The 24,892-nt window shown below is 63.6% G+C and carries 26 protein-coding genes and 2 tRNA genes; 14 read left to right on the forward strand and 14 right to left on the reverse strand.

The annotated features are described in order from the left end of the window. Positions 1–13: 13 nt before the first annotated feature. From glyS to miaB, 8 genes are all read right to left on the reverse strand, one after another. A complete protein-coding gene (gene glyS, locus ASR47_RS21135; RefSeq protein ID WP_065309764.1) occupies positions 14–2,116 on the reverse strand; it encodes a glycine--tRNA ligase subunit beta in 2,103 nt (700 codons plus the stop codon). A gap of 26 nt (positions 2,117–2,142) precedes the next feature. Continuing rightward, a complete protein-coding gene (glyQ, locus tag ASR47_RS21140; protein WP_065309765.1) occupies positions 2,143–3,063 on the reverse strand; it encodes a glycine--tRNA ligase subunit alpha in 921 nt (306 codons plus the stop codon). 141 nt (positions 3,064–3,204) lie between these two features. Further along, positions 3,205–4,794 (reverse strand): apolipoprotein N-acyltransferase, encoded by a 1,590-nt coding sequence (gene lnt / locus ASR47_RS21145; RefSeq protein WP_065309766.1) that lies wholly within the window; start codon positions 4,792–4,794, stop codon positions 3,205–3,207. Between the two features lie 16 nt (positions 4,795–4,810). Continuing rightward, the gene (locus ASR47_RS21150) at positions 4,811–5,689 is read right to left on the reverse strand and encodes a CorC family transporter (protein ID WP_065309767.1); all 879 of its coding nucleotides are present in this window, start codon (positions 5,687–5,689) and stop codon (positions 4,811–4,813) included. 107 nt (positions 5,690–5,796) lie between these two features. Further along, on the reverse strand, positions 5,797–6,228 hold the full coding sequence (locus ASR47_RS21155; protein WP_065309768.1) for a DUF4259 domain-containing protein: 432 nt from the start codon (positions 6,226–6,228) through the stop codon (positions 5,797–5,799). Beyond that, a complete protein-coding gene (gene ybeY, locus ASR47_RS21160; protein ID WP_065309769.1) occupies positions 6,209–6,697 on the reverse strand; it encodes an rRNA maturation RNase YbeY in 489 nt (162 codons plus the stop codon). Before ybeY ends, ASR47_RS21155 begins: the two co-directional genes overlap by 20 nt. Then, positions 6,681–7,751, reverse strand: a complete 1,071-nt coding sequence (locus ASR47_RS21165) for a PhoH family protein (RefSeq protein WP_065309770.1) — start codon at positions 7,749–7,751, stop codon at positions 6,681–6,683. The genes ybeY and ASR47_RS21165 overlap by 17 nt, the downstream gene beginning before the upstream one ends. Continuing rightward, positions 7,748–9,115 carry a tRNA (N6-isopentenyl adenosine(37)-C2)-methylthiotransferase MiaB gene (miaB, locus tag ASR47_RS21170; protein ID WP_065309771.1) on the reverse strand — a complete coding sequence of 456 codons (1,368 nt, stop codon included), beginning with the start codon at positions 9,113–9,115 and terminating at the stop codon, positions 7,748–7,750. Before miaB ends, ASR47_RS21165 begins: the two co-directional genes overlap by 4 nt. Positions 9,116–9,630: 515 nt before the next feature. Between miaB and ASR47_RS21175 the strand changes: the two genes are divergently transcribed. Then, complete coding sequence (locus tag ASR47_RS21175; protein ID WP_065309772.1) at positions 9,631–9,960, forward strand: hypothetical protein; 330 nt, start codon at positions 9,631–9,633, stop codon at positions 9,958–9,960. A 144-nt stretch (positions 9,961–10,104) separates the two neighbouring features. On the opposite strand, the gene ASR47_RS21180 is transcribed toward ASR47_RS21175, so the two are convergent. Then, a complete protein-coding gene (locus tag ASR47_RS21180; protein ID WP_065309773.1) occupies positions 10,105–10,968 on the reverse strand; it encodes an HDOD domain-containing protein in 864 nt (287 codons plus the stop codon). Continuing rightward, positions 10,965–11,303, reverse strand: coding sequence for a hypothetical protein (locus tag ASR47_RS21185; protein ID WP_065309774.1), 339 nt, complete (start codon positions 11,301–11,303; stop codon positions 10,965–10,967). The genes ASR47_RS21180 and ASR47_RS21185 overlap by 4 nt, the downstream gene beginning before the upstream one ends. 206 nt (positions 11,304–11,509) lie before the next feature. Between ASR47_RS21185 and ASR47_RS21190 the strand changes: the two genes are divergently transcribed. The 6 genes from ASR47_RS21190 (at position 11,510) to ASR47_RS21215 (ending at position 15,971) form a co-directional block, all read left to right on the forward strand. Then, positions 11,510–13,114, forward strand: a complete 1,605-nt coding sequence (locus tag ASR47_RS21190) for a sensor histidine kinase (protein ID WP_065309775.1) — start codon at positions 11,510–11,512, stop codon at positions 13,112–13,114. Then, positions 13,095–13,658 carry a DUF1697 domain-containing protein gene (locus tag ASR47_RS21195; RefSeq protein WP_065309776.1) on the forward strand — a complete coding sequence of 188 codons (564 nt, stop codon included), beginning with the start codon at positions 13,095–13,097 and terminating at the stop codon, positions 13,656–13,658. Before ASR47_RS21190 ends, ASR47_RS21195 begins: the two co-directional genes overlap by 20 nt. A 185-nt stretch (positions 13,659–13,843) precedes the next feature. Then, positions 13,844–14,203, forward strand: a complete 360-nt coding sequence (locus ASR47_RS21200; RefSeq protein ID WP_065309961.1) for an ArsR/SmtB family transcription factor — start codon at positions 13,844–13,846, stop codon at positions 14,201–14,203. A 3-nt stretch (positions 14,204–14,206) separates the two neighbouring features. Beyond that, positions 14,207–14,638, forward strand: a complete 432-nt coding sequence (locus ASR47_RS21205) for a YeeE/YedE family protein (RefSeq protein ID WP_065309777.1) — start codon at positions 14,207–14,209, stop codon at positions 14,636–14,638. 3 nt (positions 14,639–14,641) lie between these two features. Next, positions 14,642–15,073 carry a DUF6691 family protein gene (locus ASR47_RS21210; RefSeq protein WP_065309778.1) on the forward strand — a complete coding sequence of 144 codons (432 nt, stop codon included), beginning with the start codon at positions 14,642–14,644 and terminating at the stop codon, positions 15,071–15,073. A 43-nt stretch (positions 15,074–15,116) separates the two neighbouring features. Continuing rightward, the gene (locus ASR47_RS21215; RefSeq protein ID WP_065309779.1) at positions 15,117–15,971 is read left to right on the forward strand and encodes a ChaN family lipoprotein; all 855 of its coding nucleotides are present in this window, start codon (positions 15,117–15,119) and stop codon (positions 15,969–15,971) included. Positions 15,972–15,974: 3 nt separating this feature from the next. On the opposite strand, the gene ASR47_RS21220 is transcribed toward ASR47_RS21215, so the two are convergent. Then, positions 15,975–16,784 carry an IclR family transcriptional regulator domain-containing protein gene (locus ASR47_RS21220; RefSeq protein ID WP_065309780.1) on the reverse strand — a complete coding sequence of 270 codons (810 nt, stop codon included), beginning with the start codon at positions 16,782–16,784 and terminating at the stop codon, positions 15,975–15,977. A gap of 161 nt (positions 16,785–16,945) precedes the next feature. Here ASR47_RS21220 and ASR47_RS21225 point away from each other — a divergent pair, with 161 nt between their 5' ends. The 7 genes from ASR47_RS21225 (at position 16,946) to ASR47_RS21255 (ending at position 23,943) form a co-directional block, all read left to right on the forward strand. Continuing rightward, entirely contained in the window at positions 16,946–17,644 is a 699-nt protein-coding gene (locus ASR47_RS21225; RefSeq protein ID WP_065309781.1) for a 3-oxoacid CoA-transferase subunit A, read from the forward strand. A gap of 12 nt (positions 17,645–17,656) precedes the next feature. Continuing rightward, entirely contained in the window at positions 17,657–18,298 is a 642-nt protein-coding gene (locus tag ASR47_RS21230; protein WP_065309782.1) for a 3-oxoacid CoA-transferase subunit B, read from the forward strand. Positions 18,299–18,326: 28 nt separating this feature from the next. Continuing rightward, the gene (gene pcaF / locus ASR47_RS21235) at positions 18,327–19,529 is read left to right on the forward strand and encodes a 3-oxoadipyl-CoA thiolase (protein WP_065309783.1); all 1,203 of its coding nucleotides are present in this window, start codon (positions 18,327–18,329) and stop codon (positions 19,527–19,529) included. Between the two features lie 132 nt (positions 19,530–19,661). Beyond that, positions 19,662–20,954 (forward strand): MFS family transporter, encoded by a 1,293-nt coding sequence (locus tag ASR47_RS21240; RefSeq protein ID WP_150127909.1) that lies wholly within the window; start codon positions 19,662–19,664, stop codon positions 20,952–20,954. Between the two features lie 84 nt (positions 20,955–21,038). Further along, entirely contained in the window at positions 21,039–21,734 is a 696-nt protein-coding gene (locus ASR47_RS21245) for a fumarylacetoacetate hydrolase family protein (protein WP_065309785.1), read from the forward strand. 77 nt (positions 21,735–21,811) lie between these two features. Beyond that, positions 21,812–22,132, forward strand: coding sequence for a thioredoxin family protein (locus tag ASR47_RS21250; protein WP_065309962.1), 321 nt, complete (start codon positions 21,812–21,814; stop codon positions 22,130–22,132). 515 nt (positions 22,133–22,647) lie between these two features. Beyond that, a complete protein-coding gene (locus ASR47_RS21255) occupies positions 22,648–23,943 on the forward strand; it encodes an MFS transporter (RefSeq protein WP_065309786.1) in 1,296 nt (431 codons plus the stop codon). A gap of 270 nt (positions 23,944–24,213) precedes the next feature. Here ASR47_RS21255 and ASR47_RS21260 read toward each other — a convergent pair whose 3' ends face one another. The 3 genes from ASR47_RS21260 to ASR47_RS21270 all read right to left on the reverse strand — a co-directional run bounded on the left by ASR47_RS21260 (position 24,214) and on the right by ASR47_RS21270 (position 24,861). Beyond that, positions 24,214–24,540, reverse strand: a complete 327-nt coding sequence (locus ASR47_RS21260) for a hypothetical protein (RefSeq protein WP_150127910.1) — start codon at positions 24,538–24,540, stop codon at positions 24,214–24,216. Positions 24,541–24,647: 107 nt separating this feature from the next. Continuing rightward, positions 24,648–24,724: transfer RNA gene (locus ASR47_RS21265), tRNA-Met, on the reverse strand. 60 nt (positions 24,725–24,784) lie between these two features. Beyond that, a tRNA-Met gene (locus ASR47_RS21270) sits at positions 24,785–24,861 on the reverse strand. Positions 24,862–24,892 lie beyond the last annotated feature (31 nt).

Genomic DNA, 24,892 nt, shown 5'->3' on the forward strand with positions numbered 1-24,892 from the left:
GCCGGCGCACCCATTATGCCGCCAGCTTGGAAATGTCGGCCACGCGGTTCATCATGCCGTGCAGCGACGACAGCAGGGCCAGGCGGTTGTTGCGCAGGGCGACATCCTCGGCCATCACCATCACGTCGTTGAAGAAGCGGTCGACATCGTCGCGCAGCTGCGCCAGCGTTTGCAAGGTACCGGTGAAGTCGCCCCTGGCAAAGGCGGCGTCGACTTCCGGCTGCACGCGCGAAACGGCGGCGGCCAGCGTTTTCTCGGCCTCGTCCTGCAGCAGCGCCACATTGACGCCGCCGGCGGCGACCTGGCTCACGGCTTCCTCGTTCTTTTTCAGAATATTCGTGATGCGCTTGTTGGCCGCGGCCAGCGAGGCGCTTTCCGGCAGCGCGGCAAACGCCTGCACCGCTTCGAGGCGCTGCACGATATCGTCGAGGCGGTCCGGATTCTGCGCCACCACCGCTTCGATCTCGTTCGGCGAAAAACCGCGCTCGCGCAGGATGCCGCGCAGGCGCTCGAGCATGAAGGTGGTGACGTCCGCCACCGGGTCCTTGAAGCCGGGAATCGCCGCAAATTGCGCGGCGGCGTCGCCCAGCAGGCCCTGGATCGACAGCGGGAGGCGTTTTTCCAGCAGCATGCGCAGCACGCCCAAAGCATGGCGGCGCAGCGCGAACGGATCCTTGTCGCCTGTCGGCGCAAGACCAATCGACCAGATGCCGACCAGCGTTTCGAGCTTGTCGGCCAGCGCCACTGCCGTGCCGGTAGCGGTCGACGGCAGCGCGTCGCCGGCAAAGCGCGGCTGGTAGTGTTCCGAGGCGGCCAGCGCCACTTCTTCCGGCTCGCCGTCATGGCGCGCGTAATAGGTGCCCATGATGCCTTGCAGCTCGGGGAATTCGCCGACCATGTCGGTCAGCAGGTCGGCCTTGGCCAGCATGGCGCCACGCTGTGCCAGCGCCACGTCGCCGCCCAGTTTGGCGGCAATCGCGCCGGCGATCGCGGTGACGCGTTCTGTACGGGCAGCCTGCGTGCCCAGCTTGTTGTGGTAGACCACATTGGCCAGCAGCGGCAAACGCGATGCCAGGGTTTTTTTCTTGTCCTGTTCGAAGAAGAACTTGGCGTCGGACAGGCGCGGACGCACCACGCGCTCGTTGCCGCCGATAATGTGTTCGGGCGTGTCGGTGGCGATGTTCGAGACGATCAGGAAACGCGAGCGCAATTTGCCTTCGCTATCTGTCAGCGCGAAGTACTTCTGGTTGGTCTGCATGGTGAGGATCAAACACTCCTGCGGCACGGCCAGGAATTCCTCCTCGAAGTGGCATTCGTAGACCACCGGCCATTCGACCAGGGCGGTCACTTCATCGAGCAGCGACTCGGGCATCAGCACCTGGTCGGCGCCGGCTTTTTCCAGCAGCTGGGCGCGGATGGTGGCCTTGCGCTCTTCCACGCTGGCGATCACGCTGGCGTCGAGGATCAGCGACGGCGCATAGTTTTCCGCGTGCTTGATGGTGATCGGCTCGCCGTTGGTCAGGAAGCGGTGGCCCAGCGTCTCGCGGCCGGCCGTCAGGCCCAGCAGGGTCAAGGGCAGTACATTGATGCCGTGCAGGGCGATCAGGCTGTGGGCCGGGCGCACGAATTGCACGGTACTGCCGTCCGGACGCTGGTAGCTCATCAGTTTTGGAATCGGCAGCTTGGCGCACGACTCCGTCAAGGCCGCTTGCGCGCCGGTGGCCAGCAGGCTGCCCGGCGCCGTATGCGTATAGAAAAAGCTCTCGGCCTTGCCGTCCACGGCGCGTTCCAGGTCCGCCACCGTGAGGTCGGGAAAGCCCAGCGCGGCCAGTTTCTTGGCCAGCGGCGCGGTGCCGTTGCCGTTCGCGTCCAGCGCCACCGAGACCGGCAGCACTTTTTCGCGGATCGACTTGTCGGGCGAGACTTCGCGCACATTGGTGATGGAGACGGCCAGGCGGCGCGGCGAGGCGTAGCTGGTGGCGACGCTGTCGCTTTCCAGTAAGTCGCGCGATTTGAGGCCGTTGACGATGCCGGCGGCAAAGGCGGCGCCCAGCTTGGCCAGCGCTTTCGGCGGCAGTTCTTCGGTCAGCAGTTCAATAAGCAGTGTTTGGTTCATGGTGTTCTTGTCTGGTACGGCGGTCGTTAGGCAGCCGGGGCGGCTTGTTCTTGTGCTGGCAGCATCGGGAAACCGAGGCGCTCGCGCGAGTCGTAATAGGCCTGGGCAACCAGGCGCGACAGGGTGCGCACGCGGCCGATATAGGCGGCGCGTTCGGTCACCGAAATGGCGCCGCGCGCGTCCAGCATATTGAAGCTGTGCGAGGCCTTCATGATTTTTTCGTAGGCCGGCAAGGTCAGTTGCAGCTCGATCAGGCGCTTGGCTTCCGCTTCGTAGTTGCCGAACTGTTCGAACAGCAGTTCGGTGTTGGCGTGCTCGAAGTTGTAGGTCGATTGTTCCACTTCGTTCTGGTGGAACACGTCGCCATAGGTCAGCTTCTTGGTCACGCCACCTTCTTCCCACTCGGTCCAGACCAGGTCATACACGTTTTCCACGCCCTGCAGATACATGGCCAGGCGTTCGATGCCGTAGGTGATTTCACCGAGCACCGGCTTGCAATCGAGGCCGCCGACTTGCTGGAAGTAGGTGAACTGCGTCACTTCCATGCCGTTCAGCCAGACTTCCCAGCCCAGGCCCCAGGCGCCCAGGGTCGGGCTTTCCCAGTCGTCTTCGACAAAGCGCACGTCGTTCTGTTTCAAGTCCAGGCCCAGCGCGGCCAGCGAACCCAGATACAGATCAAGGATGTTTTCCGGCGCCGGCTTCAATACCACCTGGTACTGGTAGTAGTGCTGCATGCGGTTCGGATTTTCGCCATAGCGGCCATCTTTCGGGCGGCGCGACGGCTGCACATACGCGGCGCGCCATGGCTCCGGACCGATCGCGCGCAGGAAGGTGCCGGTATGGAAGGTGCCGGCGCCGACTTCCATGTCGTAGGGCTGGAGCAGGGCGCAACCTTGCTTGTCCCAATAGGTTTGCAAGGTCAGGATAATTTGTTGAAATGTGAGCATCGTATGAGTTCGCCGCGCGACAGGCTGCGCTTTGTTAAGGTTTGCTTGAAGCCGGCACGCTCGCGCTGCAAGGCAGGCGGGCGTGCGGACCGGGGTTTTGCTAATTTTAGCGGGTTTTATGACGCTACTGTGACTCTTGTGTCAATTCGCCGTCGCTTGCGCCTTGCGGGCGCGGCGGCCCAGCAGGAAGGCGGCCAGCAAGGCCAGCGCGTTCAGGCCCAGCATCAGCTTGTTGCCGTACAAGATATACGGCGTCATGCCGCCCATGCCTTGCACCGTGGCCGCCAGCGCGCCTTGCCGCGCCGGTGGCAGCAGATTGACCACCAGGCCCTTGCCGTCGATGACGGCGGTGGCGCCGGTATTGGTCGCGCGCAGCATCGGCCGGCCCGTCTCCAGGCTGCGCATCTGCGAGATCTGCAAATGCTGCGGAATGGCGATCGAGTCGCCGAACCAGGCCAGGTTCGAGATATTGAGCAGCACCGACGCCGACTGCTTGCCATGGTGGTGGGCATTGGCCAGCTGGCCGGCGATTTCCTCGCCAAACAGGTCTTCATAGCAGATGTTCGGCAGCACCAGCTGGTCGCGTACCTGCAAGGGCGGCTGCACGCGCGCGCCGCGGCCCATGTCGCCCAGTGGAATGGCCATCATGGCGACAAACCAGTGCAGGCCGGGCGGCACGAATTCGCCGAATGGCACCAGGTGGTGCTTGCGGTACTGGTAATAGGGCCCCGGGGTGGCGTTCGGCGTGATGCCGACGGCGGCGTTATAAAAGCGGCGTTCTTCGTCGAGTACCGGCATGCCGACCAGCAGCGTGCTGCCGCTCTGCTGCGCAAAAGCGCCCAGGCCTTCGAGGTAACCCTCCGGCAGCTGCTGCGGCAGCACCGTGACGGCCGTCTCCGGCGTGGCGATCAGGTCGGCCGGCGCGCTGGTGATGGCCTGCTGGTACATGCGCAGGGCGCCCAGCACGAAAGCCGGGTCGAATTTCTGCTGCTGTGGCACATTGCCCTGCAACAGGCGCACCGTGATCGGGCGGCCTACCGCATGCGTCCAGTCGACGTGGCGCAGGCCGATACCGGCGCCGTACAGGGCCAGCACGCCGCCCAGGGCGGCCCAGCGCGTGCGCGGCAGCGGATGCGTCAGCAGCAGCAGGGCGCCGGCCGACAGCGCCGCCAGCCAGCCCAGGCCGTACGAACCGATAATCGGCGCAAAGCCGCCCAGCGGGCTGGTATTGTGGGCGTAGCCGGTGGCCAGCCACGGGAAGCCCGTAAACAGCCAGCCGCGCGTCCATTCGAACAGGCTCCACATCGCAGGTAAAACCAGGAGCGTCATGGCCGGCAGCGACAAGACCCAGCGTTTGCGCAGCCAGGCGGCCGCGCCCATGGCCAGCGCCACGTAGATGCCCATCAGCAGCGCCAGCAGCGCCACGGCGATGGCGGCGATGGGCGCTGCCATGTCGCCATAGCGGTGCATCGAGATATACAGCCAGTGGGTGCCGGCGCCGCACCAGCCAAAGCTGTAGGCCCAGCCGATGCGCGCGCTGCTCTTGATGTCGGCGGCGCGCAGCACCTGGTAGAACAGCACGGCCAGGCTGATGATCTGCAGCGGCCAGTAGCCGAACGGGGCAAACGCCAGCACCGCCACCGCGCCGGCGACAGCGGCGATCAGCATGCGCGAGAGCGTGCTGCGCGGCGGCTTGGGAGGGGCGTTGGGATCAACGCGTCTGAAACGCATTTACAGCACGCGCATGTCAGAGTTCCAGTTCCGGCACGGCGGGCAGGCGCTCGACGAGCAGCACATGCACCTGGCGCGCGTCGGCGCGCAGCACTTCAAAGCGCAAATCGCCCAGGTCGAAGATATCGCCCTTGTGCGCCATGCGGCCCAGGTGCTTGGAAACCATGCCGCCGATGGTGTCGACGTCGTCGTCCGACAAGCGGCAGCCGAGTTCCTGGTTGAACTGGGCGATCTCGGTCAGGGCCTTGACGCGCCAGCGCGGGCCGAACTGGCCTTCCTTGAGCGACAGGATATTGTCTTCGGCTTCGTCGAAGTCGTATTCGTCCTCGATATCGCCGACGATCTGTTCGAGCACGTCTTCGATGGTGATCAGGCCGGCCACGCCGCTGTATTCATCGACGACGATGGCCATGTGATTGTGGTTGGCGCGGAAGTCGCGCAGCAGCACATTCAGGCGTTTCGATTCGGGGATGAAAATGGCGGGGCGCAGCATCTCGCGCACGTCGAAGGACTCTTCCGCGTAGTAGCGCAGCAGGTCTTTCGCCAGCAGGATGCCGATGACCTTGTCGCGTTCGCCTTCGATCGCGGGGAAGCGCGAGTGGGCGGTCGACAGGACTTCCGGCATCCATTCCTCGATCGGCTTGCTGATGTCGATGACATCCATTTGCGAACGGGGAATCATGATGTCGCGCGCGCAGAGATCCGATACCTGGAACACGCCTTCGATCATCGACAGGGCGTCGGCGTCGATCAGCTTGCGTTCGTGCGCATCGTGTAGAACCTCAAGCAATTCTGCTCGGTTCTCTGGCTCGGGGGAAATGAGTGCGGTCAGGCGTTCAAACAGTGACCGGTGGGGCTTGACGTCAGTTCTGACGCCACTAGGATGCTCGGGCATAGGAGGCGTGAGCCGTTGTTGCGAAGGGATATAGGATACACCAAAAGCGGCCCGTTACCGGAATTCCCCGCTTTTGATGTGAATTTACTACGCTTATTGCCGACGTTTCAGGCCGCCGGCGTACTTTGGGCGCCGAGCACGCGCAGGCGCAAGGCCGCCACCTCCGCCTGCCATTCGTCGCCGTGTTCGCTTTCCTGCCACAGCTGGCGCAGCTCGGACGCGTCCGACAAAATACGCTCGAAGGCCAGGCGCGCCTTGTCGAGAATCTGTGGCGTGACCTTCTTCCTGCAGGCCGCGACCCACTCGTCGACTTCGGCGGTGGCGGCGTCGGGCGCGCCCGGCCGGCCTTGCAGGCGCGCGATCACGTCCAGCGCGGCCAGCGCCTCTGCGGCGAACGGCGCTTGCAGTTCGGCTTCGGTGCTGTCGATCACGTTGTCGAGCGTGGTCTCGACCAGTTCCAGCGTTTTGTATTCGTGCAGGTCCTGCGCCCAGTCCATGGCGTAGTCGTTGCCGAAGGCGTCAAGCGCCCAGGTGGCCATGCGCCTGCTCCTTGTATGGGTCGCTGATGCCGAGCCCGGCCAGGATCTCGGTTTCCAGACCCTCCATCTCGCTCGCCTCCTCGTCGTCCATATGGTCGTAGCCCTGGGCGTGCAGCACGCCATGGACGATCAGATGGGCGGTGTGCTCTTCCACGCTTTTGTGCTGCTCTTGCGCTTCTTTTTCCAGCACGTCGGTGCACAGGATGATGTCGGCGCGGGTCGGCTCGTCGTCACCGAGTTCTTCGCCTTCGTTGTAGGCAAAGGTCAGCACATTGGTGGCGTAGTCTTTTTCGCGGTAGTCGCGATTGAGAATCCGGCCTTCTTCCGCATCGACAAAGCGGATCGTCAGTTCGGCCGGCGCCAGCAGGGCCGCCTGCACCCAGCGCCGGATTTTCGGGCGCGTGATCACGGCGGCCAGGCGGGCGTCCGGGTATTGCACGGACAGCGACAGTTTATTTTTTTCGGACATTTTTGGCGCTAGCTGGTTTCAACAAGGGGAGCACGGGCGCGTCGGAACCGGCCGCCTGCGCCGTTTCATAGGCGTCGACGATGCGCGCGACCAGTGGGTGGCGCACCACGTCGGTGCTGTTAAATTGCGTGAAGCCGATGCCGCGCACGTCTTTCAGCACTTGCACGGCGTCGATCAGGCCACTCTTCTGGCTCTTTTGCAGATCGACCTGGGTCACGTCGCCCGTCACCACGGCCTTGCTGCCAAAGCCGATGCGGGTCAGGAACATCTTCATCTGTTCGACGGTGGTGTTCTGCGCTTCGTCGAGGATCACGAAGGCGTGGTTCAGGGTGCGTCCGCGCATATAGGCCAGCGGCGCGATCTCGATCACCTGTTTTTCGAACAGCTTCTGGGTGCGGTCAAAGCCCAGTAAGTCGTACAGCGCGTCGTACAGCGGGCGCAGATAAGGGTCGACCTTTTGCGCCAGGTCGCCCGGCAAAAAGCCCAGGCGCTCGCCCGCTTCGACGGCCGGGCGCGTGAGGATGATGCGCTTGACGGCGTCGCGTTCGAGCGCATCGACCGCGCAGGCCACGGCGAGATAGGTCTTGCCGGTGCCGGCCGGGCCGACGCCAAAGCTGATGTCGTGTTCGAGGATGCTGCGCAGGTAGGCGATCTGGTGCGGCGTGCGTCCGCGCAGGTCGGAACGACGGGTTTTCAGCACCGGGCTGGCGATGTCCGGCTCGACAAAGGTCGACGCGGGCGCGTCTGCCTGGTGCGCATGATGTTCGGAGGCGGCCGACAGGCCGGCGCGCTGCTCGACCAGTGCCAGCTGCACTTCTTCCAGCGGCACGACCTTGTTGGCGATGGCGTAGAACTGCTCGAGGATTTCGACGGCGCGCCCGGCGTTGCTGCCGCCGACGATGAATTTTTCGCCACGGCGGAAGATCGTCACATCGAGGGCGGCGGAAATCTGGCGCAGGTTTTCATCGAGCGGCCCGCACAGATGCGCCAGGCGCGTGTTGTCGAGCGGCTCGGGGATGAAATAGTGCGGCTGGATCGGGGCTTTGGTTTTCAACTGGCTCTTTTCAAGGCTTGTGCGCCGGCGACGAGTTCGCCGCGCAGGGTGTAGGAATGGCTCTCGGTGATGCGCACCTCGACCAGCTGGCCGATCAGGTGCAGCCCATCGGGGCCGGCGTCGAAATTGACCACGCGGTTGTTCTCGGTGCGGCCTTGCAGTTCGCGGTCAATGGTGTCCTTCTTCGAACGGCCCTCGACCAGGATGGTCTGCACCGTGCCGACCATGGCCAGGCTGTATTTGCGCGTATTGGCGTCGATGGCCGCCTGCAGCTGCTGCAATCGCGCCAGCTTGACTTCATGCGGCGTGTCGTCTTCGAGGCTGGCGGCCGGCGTGCCGGGGCGCTTGCTGAAGATGAAGCTGTAGCTGTTGTCGAAACCGACATCAAGAATCAGCTTCATCATGGCGTCGAAGTCGGCTTGCGTCTCGCCGGGGAAACCGACGATGAAGTCCGAGGAAATCGCCATGTTCGGGCGCACGGCGCGGATGCGGCGGATGATGGACTTGTATTCGAGGCCCGTGTAGCCGCGCTTCATGGCGCCGAGGATTTTATCGGAGCCGTGCTGCGCCGGCAGGTACAGATGGTCGACCAGCTGCGGGATTTTTGCGTAGGCCTCGATCAGGCGCTGTGTGAATTCCTTCGGGTGGCTGGTGACGAAGCGCATGCGCGCGATGCCGGGAATATCGGCCACGTATTCGAGCAGCAGGGCGAAGTCGGCGATCTCGCCGCCTTCCATCACGCCGCGGTAGGCGTTGACGTTCTGGCCCAGCAGGGTGATTTCCTTGACGCCCTGCGCGGCCAGGCCCGCCACTTCCGTCAGCACGTCTTCGAAGCGGCGCGACACTTCCTCGCCGCGCGTGTACGGCACCACGCAGTAACTGCAGTATTTGCTGCAGCCTTCCATGATGGAGACGAAGGCCGAGGCGCCATCGACCTTGGCCGGCGGCATATGGTCGAACTTTTCGATTTCCGGAAAACTGATGTCGACCTGCGCCGTGCCACTGGTACGGCGCAGTTCCATCATCTGCGGCAGGCGGTGCAGGGTCTGCGGGCCGAACACCATGTCGACGTACGGCGCGCGCTTGACGATGGCGTCGCCTTCCTGCGAGGCCACGCAGCCGCCCACGCCGATCAGCAGGTTCGGGTTCGCCAGTTTCAGCTCGCGCAGCCGGCCCAGGTCGGAAAACACTTTTTCCTGCGCCTTTTCGCGCACCGAGCAGGTATTGAGCAGGATCACGTCGGCGTCTTCGGGCGTGTCGGTACGCACCAGGCCATCGGAGGCGCCCAGCACGTCGGCCATCTTGTCCGAGTCGTACTCGTTCATCTGGCAGCCGAAGGTTTTAATGAATACTTTTTTCTGCATGGAGTCAGGCGCTTTAGCGGTAATGGGTGCGGGGGTGGATTGCGCCGAGCGGGCAAGGGCGCCGGTGCGGCTGTTGCCGGGCCATGCGGCGGCAGGCAAGCCGCGGTCAGGCGGTAGTTTAACGTAAATTGCCGCGCCGGGCCATCGCGCGCCGGCCCGCAGGCCACAGCAGCGGCATCGGGTGCAAGGCAACTATTGCCATGCGTCATCATTGATTTGTAACAAGTTGCTGCAAAGCCTAGTGTGCGACCCCTGCGCATCCTAATGTGTTGAAATGGCATCGTTGCAAAGGCAACCAGCAGCTTGATTGATATTTAACAATCGCTAAGGTTGCGTTGCGCGCGAGTGCTGGCTGTTTGAACTAGTATATTGCCTTATATGCAATTCATTCGGATTGTCGAGTGTAGTGGATTGAGGGGGAGGGAAAGGCTGGGGCCGCGTTCTGTTGAACGCTCTAAGCCAGCCTTAAGTTCAGATCGGCATTATTTTCAACATTCACCAGACGAGGAAAAATCATGGCACATCATGCACTGGCATCTCAAGAAAGCTACAACCCCAACCACCTGCTCGACATTTTGCTGAGTAAGATGCAGCTGAAAAACGATGCAGCCTTGTCGCGTCTGCTGGAAGTCGCGCCACCGGTCATCAGCAAGATCCGTCACCACCGCTTGCCGGTCGGCGCCTCGCTGCTGATCCGCATGCACGAGGTGACCGGCATGAGCATCCGCGACCTGCGCGACCTGATGGGCGACCGCCGCACCAAGTACCGCCTGTCCGACGCCCAGGGCCGTCCGAAACCGGAAGACCGCGGTGATGCAAAGGAATCGAACTACGCGCATCACTGATGCGGCGCCCGAACGCTGACCCGGCCGCTTGCCTGTTTGCAAGCGGTGCCGGTCGGTCGGCAAGCGGGCAACCCCGATCCCTGCAGTACGAATAACGGCTTTCGCCTTGCGGCGGGAGTCGTTCGCGTTTCCGCTTATGATTGATCAGCTCGCCTGGTTCAGCAGGGCGGTGGTGATTTCCTCGTAGCGCAGTTCCGTTTCGCGGAACAGCTGCAAATACGTTTCCTCCGACAGGGCCAGCGCGTTCCACGCCACCAGCGATACGTGCGGTACCATGTCGTCGCCGGCCTGTGCCAGGTCGAGCGCGCAGACGATGGCGTTGGCCACATGAATCAATGCGGCCAGGAAACCGGCGCCCGGTGCTTCCGGTGTCAGATAGTTGCCGATCGCCAGCCGCATGGTGTCGGAAAAATTCCAGCGCTGGGCCAGCGCCACGCTGGCCTGCACATGGTCCACGCCCAGCACCAACTGTTCGGCCTCGAGCATGGTGCAATCGTGCGCTGCCTGGTAGGCGATCACCTGCGCATAGTGTTCCGGGAAGCTCGACACCAGCACCAGTTGGCCGATATTGTGCAGCAGCCCGGCCGTAAACGCATAATCCTGGTTGAAGCGGATCTGCCGCGCCAGCACCTTGGCGCAGGCGGCGGTGGCCACCGAGTGGCGCCAGAACTGCTTGTCGTCAAAACCGGCGCAGCGTCCTTCCGGAAAGCAGCCGGTAATGGCGGCCGACATGATCAGGCTGCGCGTGGTCTGGAAGCCCAGATAGGTAATCGCCTGCTGGATGGTGGTGGCTTTCACCTGCAAGCCGTATTGCGACGAGTTGGCCAGGCGCAAGGTCTTGGCCGTCAGTGCCTGGTCATACGACACTTTTTTCGCCAGCACCGAGATATCGACGTCTTCCTGGTCCATGCTGTTGAGCAGTTCCATCACCACCACCGGCAGCGAAGGCAGGTCGTCGAGGCGGGCCACGATATCGTCGGCCGTCAGCGGCGCAGTGACGCCGCTCATGCCGGTTCTCCCCGGCCCAGGCGGTAGCTGTTGACATAGCTGTGCAGCATGCTGGTGGCCGCGTCGTCGGGATTATCGGGGTCGTACTTGCGAAACAGATGAGCCAGGCGCGCGCGGTGGGCATCTTGCTGCAGCGCCTGCTCTTGCGGCGATATCGCCGCGGCGGCGATCGGCAGCATGTCGATATTGTGGCGCGGCATCAGCGACAGCATGTTTTCCGTCAGTACCGCGCCTTGCGGCAGCAGGACTTGTCCGTGCGCGTCAAGCAGCACGTCGGACAGGATCATGCCCGGACGCACCTGGTCCACGGGTAAATGTTGATGGGTGACAGCCATGACGACTCCTCCTGTGATGCACGATATTACCATTGCCGTGGCGCAATGAAGCCAATCGGGTCCGCGCTGATCTGCGTCAATATGGCGCGGACGACACACTTGCTGACAATCCTGCTTATTCTTGCCAATCAGCAGGTCATACCGTACATTCCACGGTGTGCGCCCGCGTCGCGGACGCCAGGACCAGGCCCTGGGAGTGTTGTTTGATGGTACGTATCCAAGTCCGGCTGACCTTGCTTTTCATCGTGATCGTGACCCTGGTGCTCGGCATTTCCGGCAGTTATACCCAATATACCCTCAGCAAGGAACTCGAATCGGGCAGCACGCGCCTGCGCACCGGCGTGCTCACGCGCTTGCAGACCAGTTTGCCATCGGCGCTGTGGGACCTCGACAAATCCAAGGTCGACAGCATTGTCTCGGCCGAAATGCTGCCGCCGGAACTGGTCGGCATCCGCGTCTATGACGCTTCGGTGGGCCTGTTCGCCGGTGAAATGCGCGACGCCAACGGCGTGCTGGCGCCGTTGAACAACGATGCCGCCCTGCAGGGCACCGCGATCGAGGCGCCGCTGGTGTTTCGCGACGCGGTGGCCGCCGCCAGCGGTGGCACGCCGGTGATCGTCGGCAAGGTGGTGGTCAATTTCAGCCGCGCGCAGATCGATGCGGCGCTGCGCAGCGAAGTACGGCGCAAGGTGATCGAAGTGCTGCTGCTCGACGTGATCCTGGTGGCGGCGCTGGGCCTGAGCTTGCGCATCATCTTCGGGCCGCTGCGCCAGTTGCGCGACGGCCTGTTCGACCTGGCCACGCGCGGCAGCGACGAGGTCGAGGAATTGCCGGAAAGCCGGCGCGACGAGCTGGGCGACGTGATCCGCGGCTTCAATGCGGTGCAGCGCAAGTTGAAATCGATTATCGAACGCATCCGCCATGCGGAAGACGCGGCGCGCCGCTCGCAGCAGGAAACGGCGCAGGCCATGATGGATTTGCGCCGTACCCAGGAGTCCTTGTTGCAGTCCGAACGGCTCGCTTCGCTGGGCAGCCTGGTGGCCGGCGTGGCCCATGAAATCAATACCCCGGTCGGCATCGCCCTGACCAGCGCCTCGGTGCTGAAGGAGGCCACCGACGACATCAGCACCGCGGTGGCTGCCGGCAATATCAGGAAGACCGATATCGTGCGCTACCTGGAAACGGCCAACGAAAGTTCCCGCCTGATCATGAACAACGCCTACCGCGCCGCGCAGTTGATCCACAGCTTCAAGCAGATCGCCGTCGACCAGGTCAGCGAGGCGCGGCGCGCGTTCGAACTGCGCTCCTACATCGCCGAAGTGATGGACAGCCTGCAGCCGACCCTGAAAAAGACGCGCAGCGAAGTCGTGATCGATTGCCCGGCCGGCATCGAATTCGACAGCTATCCGGGCGCGCTGGCGCAGGTGCTGACCAACCTGGTGCTCAATTGCGTCGAACACGCGTTCGATGCCGATACCGCCGGCACCATCCATATCGGCGTACGCTGCGAGGCGAACGCCAAGGCGAACGCCAAGGCGGAGTGGATCATCATGCAGGTGCGCGACAATGGCCGCGGCATCGCGCCCGACATGCTTGACCGTGTGTTCGATCCGTTTGTCACCACGCGGCGCGGCCAGGGTGGCACCGGCCTCGGTCTGAATATCGTGTTCAACTTGATTGCGAAGCAATTTGGCGGCACCATCACGGTCAGCAGCACGCTGGGCCAGGGCGCCACCTTTTTGTTGCGCCTGCCCCGCGTGACGCCGTTGGCGCACAGCAAAGGAGACGGACATGGCGATCGAACACAGTGAGCGGCAGGTAGCATTGCTGCGCGGTATTAATGTGGGCCGCGCCAAGCGTGTGGCCATGGCCGACTTGCGCAAACTGCTAGGCGACCTCGGCTATGGCGAGGTACGTACCGTGCTCAACAGCGGTAATGCGGTGTTTGCCGCCGGCGGCGTGCCACCGGCCACCTCGGCCACGCGCATCGAGGAAGCGCTGGTGCTGAAACTGGGCGTGGCCGCGCGCGTGACCGTGTTGTCGGCCGGCCAGTTTGGCGAACTGATGGCGCAAAACGCGCTGGCGCCGGCCGATGACCCGGCGCGCCTGCTGGCGCTGGTGCTCAACAAGCCGGCCGATGGCGCGCGCCTGGCGCCGCTGCTGGGCCAGTCCTGGCAGCCGGAAGCACTGGCGGTGGGCGATTGGGCCGCCTATGCCTGGTGTCCCGATGGCGTGCTGGCCAGCAAGGTAGTGGCCGCGCTGGGCGTGCTGCTCGGCGATGGCGTCACCTCGCGCAACTGGGCCACCATGCAAAAACTCGCTGCCGTGCTCAATGGCCCGGCAGCGGCAAGCTGACTATTTCACATCCGGGCTGGCCTCCCGCGTTTTGCCGCACCCGGCGGTGTTCATCATACTCATACAGGCCGCGTTGTTTTTTTGGCGCGGCAGCGGCACGCAAACAATATATCGATTAGTATATTGTTCAGGCGCCACCGTCCTGGCGGCTGCCGTGATGAAGACCACGCCTGTGGGAGGGCATGATGGACACCTTGCAAGCGCAGGAACTGCCTGCGCCGTTGAATCTCGACGCCATGCGCGCGTCCGCCTATAAAGCCAGTGCGCTGCTGAAAGCCATGGGCAATGCCGACCGCTTGATGCTGCTGTGCCAGCTCACGCATGGCGAGCATTGCGTCAGCGACCTGGAGCAGCGCACCGGCATCGGCCAGCCGACCCTGTCGCAGCAGCTGGGCGTGCTGCGCGAAGACATGCTGGTGGCCACCCGCCGCGACGGCAAGCAAATCTATTACCGTGTCGCCAGCCCCGCCGTGCTGGCCGTGCTGCAGGTGTTGTACGCGCAATTTTGCGCGCCGCGCCCCGTGTTCAACGACGAGGCGGACTGATCAATGCAGATCGCCTGGCAGCACTTCACTCCATGGACTTCATTGGCCGGCGGCATGCTGATCGGCCTGGCCGCGGCCGTGCTGATCCTGTTCAATGGCCGCATCGCCGGCATCAGCGGCATCGTCGGCGGCCTGCTGCGCCCGCGCCACGGCGACCTGGCCTGGCGCGTCGCTTTCGTGGCCGGCCTCTTGGCCAGCCCGTTGGCCTACTTGCTGTTCCAGGCCTTGCCCGCGGCGACCATCGAAGCGGGTACGCCGGCATTGATCGTTGCCGGCCTGCTGGTGGGCGTCGGCGTGCGCTATGGCGCCGGCTGCACCAGCGGCCATGGCGTGTGCGGCCTGTCGCGCTGGTCGCCGCGCTCGCTGGCCGCCACCATCGCCTTTATGGCGGCCGGCTTTGTCACAGTGTATCTGTTGCGCCATGCGCTGGTATAACACATGAGACTGCTGTTTTCCCTGTTGAGCGGCCTGGTGTTTGGCATCGGCCTGTTGATTTCCGGCATGAGCAATCCGGCGAAAGTACTCGGCTTCCTGGACCTGGCGGGCAGCTGGGACCCGTCGCTGGCGCTGGTCATGCTTGGCGCCATCGTGGTGGCCATGCCGGCTTTCTGGCTGGCGCGGCGCCGCCGCACCGCCTTGCTGGGCGAGGCCATGCAACTGCCCACCGCGCACGCCATCGACCGCCGCTTGCTGCTGGGCAGCCTGGCCTTTGGCGCCGGCTGGGGCATCGCCGGCTTTTGTCCGGGGCCGGCGCTGGCGTCCTTGCTGACCTGGCGGCCGCAGGCGTGGATCTTTGTCGGCGCCATGCTGGCGGGCATGCTGGTCTTTGAAGCGCTGGAACGCCGCAAAGCTGCTCGCGCTACGGCCTGAGACGGTACAATCTGGCGCATCGCCATTCCAGGAACTCCCTATCATGAACACCCTGATCTTGCGCACCGGCGCACGTGTGACTGTATTGTGCGGCGTGCTGGCGCTGGCCGCCTGCGGCGGCCTGCTGAAAAACTCGCCGCCGCCCGCACCCGTGCCGGTGGCCGACAGCCTGCCCAACCCGCAAGTGCTGCTGCTGGGGGAAGTACACGACAATGCCCAGGGCCACCGTTTGCGCTTCGACGAATTGCGCCGCCGCGTGGCCGCCGGCTGGCGTCCGGCCATCGCCATGGAACAGTTCGACCGCGAAACCCAGCCTTTGCTGACGCGCGCGGCGCGCGATTGCGCCGACCCCGAGTGCATCATCCGCGTGATGGAACAGCCGCGCTGGGACTGGAGCTTGTACCGCCCCGTGCTCGACCTGGCCATCAGCTACCAGTTGCCGCTGATCGCCGCCAACCTGTCGCGCTCCGATGCTTCGCGCGTCGTGCGCGATGGCGTGAAATGGTCGATGACGCCGGCCATGGTGAGCACCTATCTGGCCGCGCCGATACCGGCCGACATCGTCGGGGCGCAGAAGAAGGAAATCCAGGACGGCCATTGCGGCATGTTGCCCGACATGATGATCGACGGCATGGTCAACGCCCAGGTGGCGCGCGATATCTGGATGGCCAAGCTGATCCGCGACCAGGCGCCGCGCGATGTGGTGCTGTTCGCCGGCAATGGCCATGTGCGCAAGGATATCGGGGTGCCGCGCTGGCTGAAAATCGCCGACCCGCAGCTCAATGTGCGCGCGATCGGCTACCTGGAACCGGGCAACAGCTATCCGGGCGCCTTCGACCTGACGCAGAGCATGCCGGCGCAGCCACGGCCCGACCCGTGCGCAAAATTCAAGAAATAGTATTTATTGCTGGACCTTGATCAGCGCACTGACCCGGCTTGCCGTCTCCAGCAGTTTCGGCAAGCTCTGTTCCATCAGCTGGGCCACCGACGGCCCGGCCGCCTGGCCGCTGACATTGATCGCCGCGACGATCTTGCCGCTGCGGTCGAACACCGGCGCGGCCAGCGCGACCAGTCCCTGTTCCAGCTCCTCCTGCACCAGGCACCAGCCCTGGCGCCGCACTTGCGCGATCTCTTCCATCAGCGCCTCGATATCGACCTTGGTGGCCGGCGTGACTTTCAACAAGGCCATATTGGATAGCCGCGCGCGCAGCGCATCCGGCGCCAGGTTTGAAAGCAAGACTCTGCCCATCGAGGTGCAGTAGGACGGCAGGCGGCTGCCGATGCCGAGGTTGATCGACATGGTGCGGTGCGCCGACAGCCGCACCACATACACGATATCGTCGCCGTCGAGCACGGTGGCCGAACACGACTGGCGCAACGCCTGCATCAGCTCCTCCAGCAACGGCTGGGCCTGGGTCCAGATCGGCAAGGACGACAGATAGGCGTAGCCGAGGTCCAGCACCTTGGGCGTCAGCCGGAACAGGCGGCCGTCCGCTTCCACATAACCGAGTTGCAGCAAGGTCAGCAGGATGCGTCGCGCGCCGGCCCGCGTCAGCTGCGCCCGCTCGGCCACTTCGCTCAGGGTTTGCTGCGGCGCCTGCGCGCCAAAGCTGCGCAGCACGGCCAGTCCGCGCGCAAACGACTGCACATAGCTGTCGCCGGGACGCGGGGTGTCTTCGGCGGCGAGGAGGGTAGTGCTGTGCTCGTTCATAAGCATTCCAGTCGATCAAGGTGGCAATTATAGCCAGGCGGCGTGGGCGAACGGCAAATTGACAAGCACGCCGAACAGGCATATTCTCATGATTATGTTCTAAATACGAATATTTGTTCGTATAAAGAACAAATTAACGGATTCCAACCAGGAGACAGCGCATGATCGATAAACTCCGTACCAGCGTCAGCGAGGCGCTGGCCGATATCCACGATGGCGCCACCATCATGATTGGCGGCTTCGGCGGCGCCGGCCAGCCGGCCGAGCTGATCGACGGCCTGATCGCCCATGGCGCGCGCGACCTGGTGATCGTCAACAACAATGCCGGCAATGGCGACACGGGCCTGGCCGCCTTGCTGAAAAACGGGCAAGTGCGCAAAATCATCTGCTCGTTCCCGCGCCAGGCCGACTCGCACGTGTTCGACGCTTTGTACCGCGCCGCCAAGCTGGAACTGGAACTGGTGCCGCAGGGCAACCTGGCCGAACGCATCCGCGCCGCCGGGGCCGGCATCGGCGGCTTTTTCACCCCCACCGGCTATGGCACCGAACTTGCCAAGGGCAAGGAAACGCGCGAGATCGACGGCCGCATGTATGTGTTCGAGTCGCCGATCCACGCCGACTTCGCACTGATCAAGGCCGAGCAGGGCGACCGCTGGGGCAACCTTACCTATCGCAAGACGGCGCGCAACTTCGGCCCCATCATGGCGATGGCCGCGAAAGTGAGCATCGCTTCCGTGCACGAGGTGGCCGAGCTGGGCGCCATCGATCCCGAACACGTGATCACGCCCGGCCTGTTCGTGCAGCGCATCGTGCAAGTGCCGCGCACCGCCACCGGCCCGGCCGGCTTCAAAGCTTCCTGAAGGGAAATCAACATGAACAAATGGAATCGAGACCAGATGGCGGCCCGCGTGGCGGCCGACATCCATGAAGGATCCGTGGTGAACCTGGGCATCGGCTTGCCGACCCTGGTGGCCAACCACCTGCCGGCCGGCGCCGAAATCATCTTGCACAGCGAAAACGGCGTGATCGGCATGGGTCCGGCGCCGGCGCCCGGCGAAGAAGACTACGACCTGATCAATGCGGGCAAGCAGCCCGTCACCTTGCTGCCCGGCGGCAGCTATTTCCACCATGCCGACAGCTTTGCCATGATGCGCGGTGGCCACCTCGACATTTGCGTGCTGGGCGCCTTCCAGGTGTCCGCCAGCGGCGACCTGGCCAACTGGCACACCGGCGCGCCGGACGCGATTCCGGCCGTCGGCGGCGCGATGGACCTGGCCATCGGCGCGAAAAAAACCTGGGTCATGATGGAACTGCTGACCAAGACCGGCGACAGCAAGCTGGTGCAGCATTGCACCTATCCGCTGACCGGTGTCGGCTGCGTCAGCCGCATCTACAGCGACCTGGCCGTGATCGACCTGGGGCCGCAGGGTGCGGCCGTGATCGAGCTGGTCGACGGCCTGAGCTTTGAACAATTGCAGGCCTTGACGCCGGTGACGCTGAGCGACGCCCGTTAATCCTGAACCTTTCTTGGAGGAAAGTAGCATGACCGCAGCCTTTATCTGTGACGCCCAGCGTACCGCCTTCGGCCGCTACGGCGGCGCCCTGTCCGGCGTGCGCGCCGACGATCTCGGCGCCGTGCCGATCCGCGCCCTGATGGCGCGCAACCCGAACGTCGACTGGGAAGCCGTGACCGACGTGCTGTACGGCAGCGCCAACCAGGCCGGCGAAGACAATCGCAACGTGGCGCGCATGGTGGCCTTGCTGGCCGGCCTGCCCGTCACGGTGCCGGGCGCCACGCTGAACCGCCTGTGCGGCTCGGGCCTGGATGCCGTCGGCAGCGCCGCGCGCTTTATCAAGAGCGGCGAAGCGGGCCTGATGATCGCCGGTGGCGTGGAAAGCATGAGCCGCGCGCCGTTTGTGATGGGCAAGGCCGACAGCGCCTTTTCGCGTGGCATGAAAATGGAAGACACCACCATCGGCTGGCGCTTTGTCAACCCGCTGATGAAGGCCCAATATGGCGTCGATTCGATGCCGGAGACGGCGGAAAACGTGGCCAGCGATTTTGGCATCAGCAGGCTTGATCAGGACCTGATGGCGCTGGCCAGCCAGACCAAGGCGCTGGCGGCGCAAGACGCCGGCGTGTTCGACAGCGAAATCTGCCCCGTCACCATCGCGCAAAAAAAGGGCGACCCCGTCATCGTCACGCGCGACGAGCATCCGCGCGCCACCACCCTGGAAACGCTGGCGAAATTGAAACCGGTGGTGCGCCCTGACGGCACCGTCACAGCCGGCAATGCTTCCGGCGTCAACGACGGCGCCGTGGCCTTGCTGCTGGCCGACGAAGCGAGCGCCGCCCGCCACGGTTTGACGCCGCGCGCGCGCGTGGTGGCGATGGCCACCGCCGGCGTGGCGCCGCGCATCATGGGCATCGGCCCGGCGCCGGCGACCCTGAAAGTGCTGGCCATGACGGGCCTGACGATGGCGGACTTCGACGTGATCGAACTGAATGAAGCGTTTGCCGCGCAAGGCCTGGCCGTGCTGCGCCAGCTGGGCGTGCGCGACGACGACCCGCGCGTCAACCCGAACGGCGGCGCGATTGCGCTCGGCCATCCGCTGGGCGCTTCGGGCGCGCGGCTGGCCATGACGGCCGTCAACCAGCTGCACCGCACGGGTGGCCGCTACGCGCTGTGCACCATGTGCATCGGCGTCGGCCAGGGCATCGCGCTGGTGCTGGAAAGAGTCTGATCAGCTGGCCTGTGATACGTATTTATGCGTATGCACGGCGCCTGCGTATCGCGTTTTCAGCGCGTATGATGACAAGCCAGCTCCGCAAACCCGAGCTGGTATTGGTTTTTTTACATGGACAAGAAGACGCATATGACACATGACACACCGCACGACGTTGCGCAGCTGACATCCCAGCAACGCATCAAGGCCATTATCGGCGCCTCATCCGGCAACCTGGTGGAATGGTTCGATTTCTATATTTACTCCTTCTGCGCCCTGTATTTCTCGCACGCCTTTTTCCCATCCGGTAACCCGACCACGCAGCTGCTGCAAACGGCCGGCATCTTTGCCGCCGGTTTCCTGATGCGCCCGGTTGGCGGCTGGCTGTTCGGCCGCATCGCCGACAAATACGGCCGCCGCCAGTCGATGATGATTTCCGTGCTGATGATGTGCGGCGGCTCCCTGATGATCGCCGTCATGCCCACCTATGACACCATCGGCGCGTTCGCGCCGTTCCTGCTGCTGGTGGCGCGCCTGTTCCAGGGCCTGTCGGTCGGCGGCGAATACGGCACCAGCGCCACCTACATGAGCGAAGTGTCGGAATCGGGCAAGCGCGGCTTTTTTGCCTCGTTCCAGTACGTCACCCTGATCGGCGGCCAGTTGCTGGCCTTGCTGGTGCTGGTGGTGCTGCAGCAACTGTTGACCCTGGAAGAGCTGCGTGCCTGGGGCTGGCGCATCCCGTTCGTGTTCGGTGCCCTGGCCGCGCTGGTGTCGCTGAACCTGCGCAAGTCGCTGACGGAAACCACCACCGCCAGCGAGCGCAAGGACAAGGACGCGGGCAGCCTGCGCGGTTTGCTCAAGCACAAGCGCGCCTTTATCACCGTGCTGGGCTTTACGGCTGGCGGCTCGCTGGTGTTCTACACCTTCACCACCTATATGCAGAAATACCTGGTCAACACGGCCGGCATGGACACCAAGACGGCCAGCGCCGTCATGACCTGCGCCCTGCTGGTCTACATGATCCTGCAGCCGGTGTTCGGCGCCCTGTCGGACCGTATCGGCCGCCGCACCTCGATGCTGTTCTTCGGCGGCCTGGCCACCCTGTGCGTGCTGCCGATCATGCATGCTCTGAAAGATATTTCCAGCCCGTATGCGGCGTTCGGCCTGATCATCATCGCGCTGGCCATCATCAGCTTTTATACCTCGATCAGCGGCCTGATCAAGGCCGAGATGTTCCCGGTCGAAGTGCGCGCGCTGGGCGTGGGCCTGTCGTACGCGGTCGCCAACGCCATGTTCGGCGGTTCGGCCGAATACGTGGCGCTGCAGTTCAAGGCCTGGCACGTGGAAGAGTATTTCTACTGGTACGTGACCATCATGTGTCTGATTTCGTTTATCGTCGCCATCCGCATGCCGGACCCGAGCCGTTCGGGCCTGCTGAAATAAGCGCGTAAAGGTCGTAGAATAAGCATTCAGAAAATGGCAGCGTAATGGCTGCCATTTTTTTTACCCGATTATCCAGGAGAGACCATGTCGTATGTTTTCGCCGCACCGCTGCAGGCCGCCGTTCCCGTCGCCGGCCAAGAGGCCCTGTTTCCCGTCCACCGCATCTATTGCGTGGGCCGCAATTACGTCGACCACGCCCAGGAAATGGGCCATACCGGCCGCGAGGCGCCGTTCTTTTTCATGAAGCCGGCCGACGCCGTGCTGCCGGTGGCGGCTGGCGCCACCGGCGAACTGCCGTATCCGGCGCAGACCGAAGACTTCCAGCACGAGATGGAACTGGTGGTGGCGATCGGCAAGGGCGGCAAGGACATTGCCGTCGAGCAGGCAATGGCGCATGTGTGGGGTTATGCGATTGGCCTGGACATGACGCGGCGCGACGTGCAGGGCGCGGCCAAGAAGCTGGGCCGGCCCTGGGATACCGGCAAGGCGTTTGAACACTCGGCGCCGATCGGCCCGATCACCCCGGCCGACCAGGCCGGCGAGATCGGCAATGCGGCCATCACGCTGCAGGTCAATGGCGCCGTACGGCAAAGCAGCACCATCGACAAGCTGATCTGGAACGTGGCCGAAACCATCGCCGACCTGTCCACTTACTTTACCTTGCAGCCGGGCGATCTGATCTACACGGGCACGCCGGCCGGCGTGGCGGCGGTGCGGCGCGGCGACGAACTGGTCGGCGCCATCACCGGTCTGGGCGAACTGCGCCTGAAAGTGGTGTAAAGCGGTCTGCCGCACAGCGTAGCCGGAGCGCTTGATGCATCGTCGTCAGGCGGGCTTTTTTCAAGGAGACAGCAATGATGAGCAAAACCTATGCCGTGGCCCAGCCCACGCGCGCCGAGATCGACGCCTTGCCGGGTGCGGCCTTGCTGGAGTTCGGCACCGGCTGGTGTGGCCATTGCCGCGCCACCGACGCACCGCTGGCGGCCGCCTTTGAGCAGCACCCCGACGTTGCGCACTTGCGCGTGGAAGACGGCAGCGGCCGCGCGCTGGGCCGCTCGTTCCGGGTCAAGCTGTGGCCGACCCTGATTTTTTTGCAGGACGGCCAGGAAGTGGCGCGCCTGGTGCGCCCGCTCGACAGCCGCGAGATCGGGCAGGCCTTGTCGCTGATTGATGTGTAAGCAAGCGAAATCTGGGGGCGGCCCCGCGCGAGCGCTGGCGCAAGCCGCCGAGTTAGCGGCATTGAGGGTCTGACCCCAAACAACTTTCTTGCCGCAGTGCACCACTACGCGTATCATGAATCCATACAGCAAGATCAACCGCATCCCTCGAAAGATGCAGGCGCGATCATCACGGCCGGCCCCACCGCGGGCGGCCGCAGGCAAGGATTCACCACAAATGACCGATGCCGCGATGCCACGCGCAGGTCTGGTACGGAAATGCCTGGCAATCGCCGGGCGCTGACACACGTCCTCATCCCCTGACGCCCTTCCTGCCGTGCCCCGGATCCCCGGATTGCGCACGACCGTTGTTTTTTGTTTGCACATTGCGCAGCAAATAAGTAGCAAATGCGCAGCAAACGCGACCGCGCGCGGCTATGATATGCCAGCGACGCGTCGAGACAACGCGCCGTGCTGCTGCCTGAACAAACATCCAGAGAATGGCCTTTAGACACCCTCCCCAAGGAGCGCAGTACATGAGTAAGCCCAGCATCACCCCCAAGAAAAATTCACCGCGCACCGTGCTGTTTGCCAGCCTGATCGGCACCACCATCGAGTTCTTCGACTTCTATATCTACGCCACCGCCGCCGTGCTGGTGTTCCCGAAACTGTTCTTCCCCGCCGGCGACCCGTCGGCCGCCGTGCTGCAATCGCTGGCCACCTTCGCCATCGCCTTTTTTGCGCGTCCGATCGGCTCGGCCGTGTTCGGCCATTATGGCGACCGCATCGGCCGCAAGGCGACCCTGGTCGCGGCGCTGCTGACGATGGGTATTTCCACCGTGATTATCGGCCTGCTGCCGACCTATGCCGCGATCGGCACCATGGCGCCGCTGCTGCTGGCGCTGTGCCGCTTCGGCCAGGGCCTGGGCCTGGGTGGCGAATGGGGCGGCGCGGTGCTGCTGGCGACGGAAAACGCGCCACCGGGCAAGCGCGCCTGGTACGGCATGTTCCCGCAGCTGGGCGCGCCGATCGGCTTTTTCCTGTCGGGCGGCATCTTCCTGCTGCTGAGCGAAACCCTGACCGAAGAGCAGTTCTTCAGCTACGGCTGGCGCATTCCCTTCCTGGCCAGCGCGCTCCTGGTGATCGTCGGCCTGTATGTGCGCCTGAAGATCACGGAAACACCGGACTTCCAGAAAGTGCTCGACAAGAACGAGCGCGTCAAACTGCCGGTGGCCACCGTGTTCCGCCAGCACGGCCGCATGCTGTTCCTGGGCACCATCGTGGCGCTGGCCACCTTCGTGCTGTTCTACCTGATGACGGTGTTCGCACTGAGCTGGGGTACGACCAAGCTGGGCTTCACGCGCAAGGAATTTTTGATCGTGCAACTGTTCGCCGTGCTGTTCTTCGCGCTGACAATCCCGTTCTCGGCCATCCTGGCGGACCGCCGCGGCCGCCGCGCGACCCTGATCTGGGTCTCGGTCGCCATCGCCGTCTTCGGCCTGGTGCTCGCGCCCATGTTCGGTTCGGGCGTGACCTGGGAGGTGACCCTGTTCATGGCCGTCGGCCTGGGCCTGATGGGCATGACCTATGGTCCGCTGGGCACCATGCTGTCGGAACTGTTCCCGCCGGAAGTGCGCTACACGGGCGCCTCGCTGACCTTCAACCTGGCCGGCATCCTGGGCGCCTCGCTGGCGCCGTATATCGCCACCTGGCTGGGCACCAACTACGGCTTGCAATACGTGGGTTACTACCTGTCCCTGGCCGCCTTGCTGACCCTGGGCGCTTTGCTGCTGGTGGGCAAACCGCGTCCGGGCAAGGAAGCCTGGGAGTAAGTGCCGTTGCGTGCCGTTCGGCCCCGGCTGAACGGCACGCTAGTAATGATAACGGCAAGAGAGGATCTGCAGCTCGTCATCCTAATTTGTTGAATTAGATGTACTTCTGACGTATTTCATCATCAAACCCATTTTATATAACTGTCCCACACGCCACCAGCCTCCAAAGCCAGGTCGATCTTCGAACATGCGAATTGCTTTCATTCGCTGAAGTGACTCTCTAACAGATTTTTTTTGTAAATCCAGTTTTCTCAGTTAGTTCGGTGACAATCACTGAGCGATCCGCTCAAGCCGGTACAGCGCCTGCGCGCGCAGTGCTTCATCGTCTGCCGATGCGCATTCCCGTATTACGGCAATGGCCTCGGCCGTGCCGATCGCCTGCAGCGCCCACAGGCACTTTTTGTAATAGGCGCCATAGTCGTCGTAGTCGAGATACGCCAGCGCCGGCTTCAGGGCAATCGCGCGTTTGAGATACGGTACGCTGGCCGGGTCCGGGTAATCCTGCAGATAGCCGATGATGTCCTCGTGCTCGTCGTGGGCGGGATCGAGCAGGCGTTCACGTTCCGCGGCAAAGTCGGATGGCAGGTCACAAGTCATGGTCAAGTCCGGGTTGCTGCGCCAGCAAGGCGCGAAGAGGGCAGTGTGACATGAAAAAACCCGCTGTTGCGCAAGGCAAAAGCGGGTTATTCAATGCTGCAAATTCTTGGTGGTGATAGGTGGACTTGAACCACCGACCCCAGCATTATGAATGCTGTGCTCTAACCAACTGAGCTATATCACCAAACAGACCGGTCAGACCGGATGCTGGTTTTGACCAGGGGAAAACCTGATCGATGTTCTTTGGTGGTGATAGGTGGACTTGAACCACCGACCCCAGCATTATGAATGCTGTGCTCTAACCAACTGAGCTATATCACCCAACAGCCGAGCATTATCCGGTCTTCCGTTT

Source organism: Janthinobacterium psychrotolerans, from assembly GCF_001677885.1.
In the GTDB taxonomy this organism is placed as follows: Bacteria; Pseudomonadota; Gammaproteobacteria; order Burkholderiales; family Burkholderiaceae_D; genus Janthinobacterium; species Janthinobacterium psychrotolerans.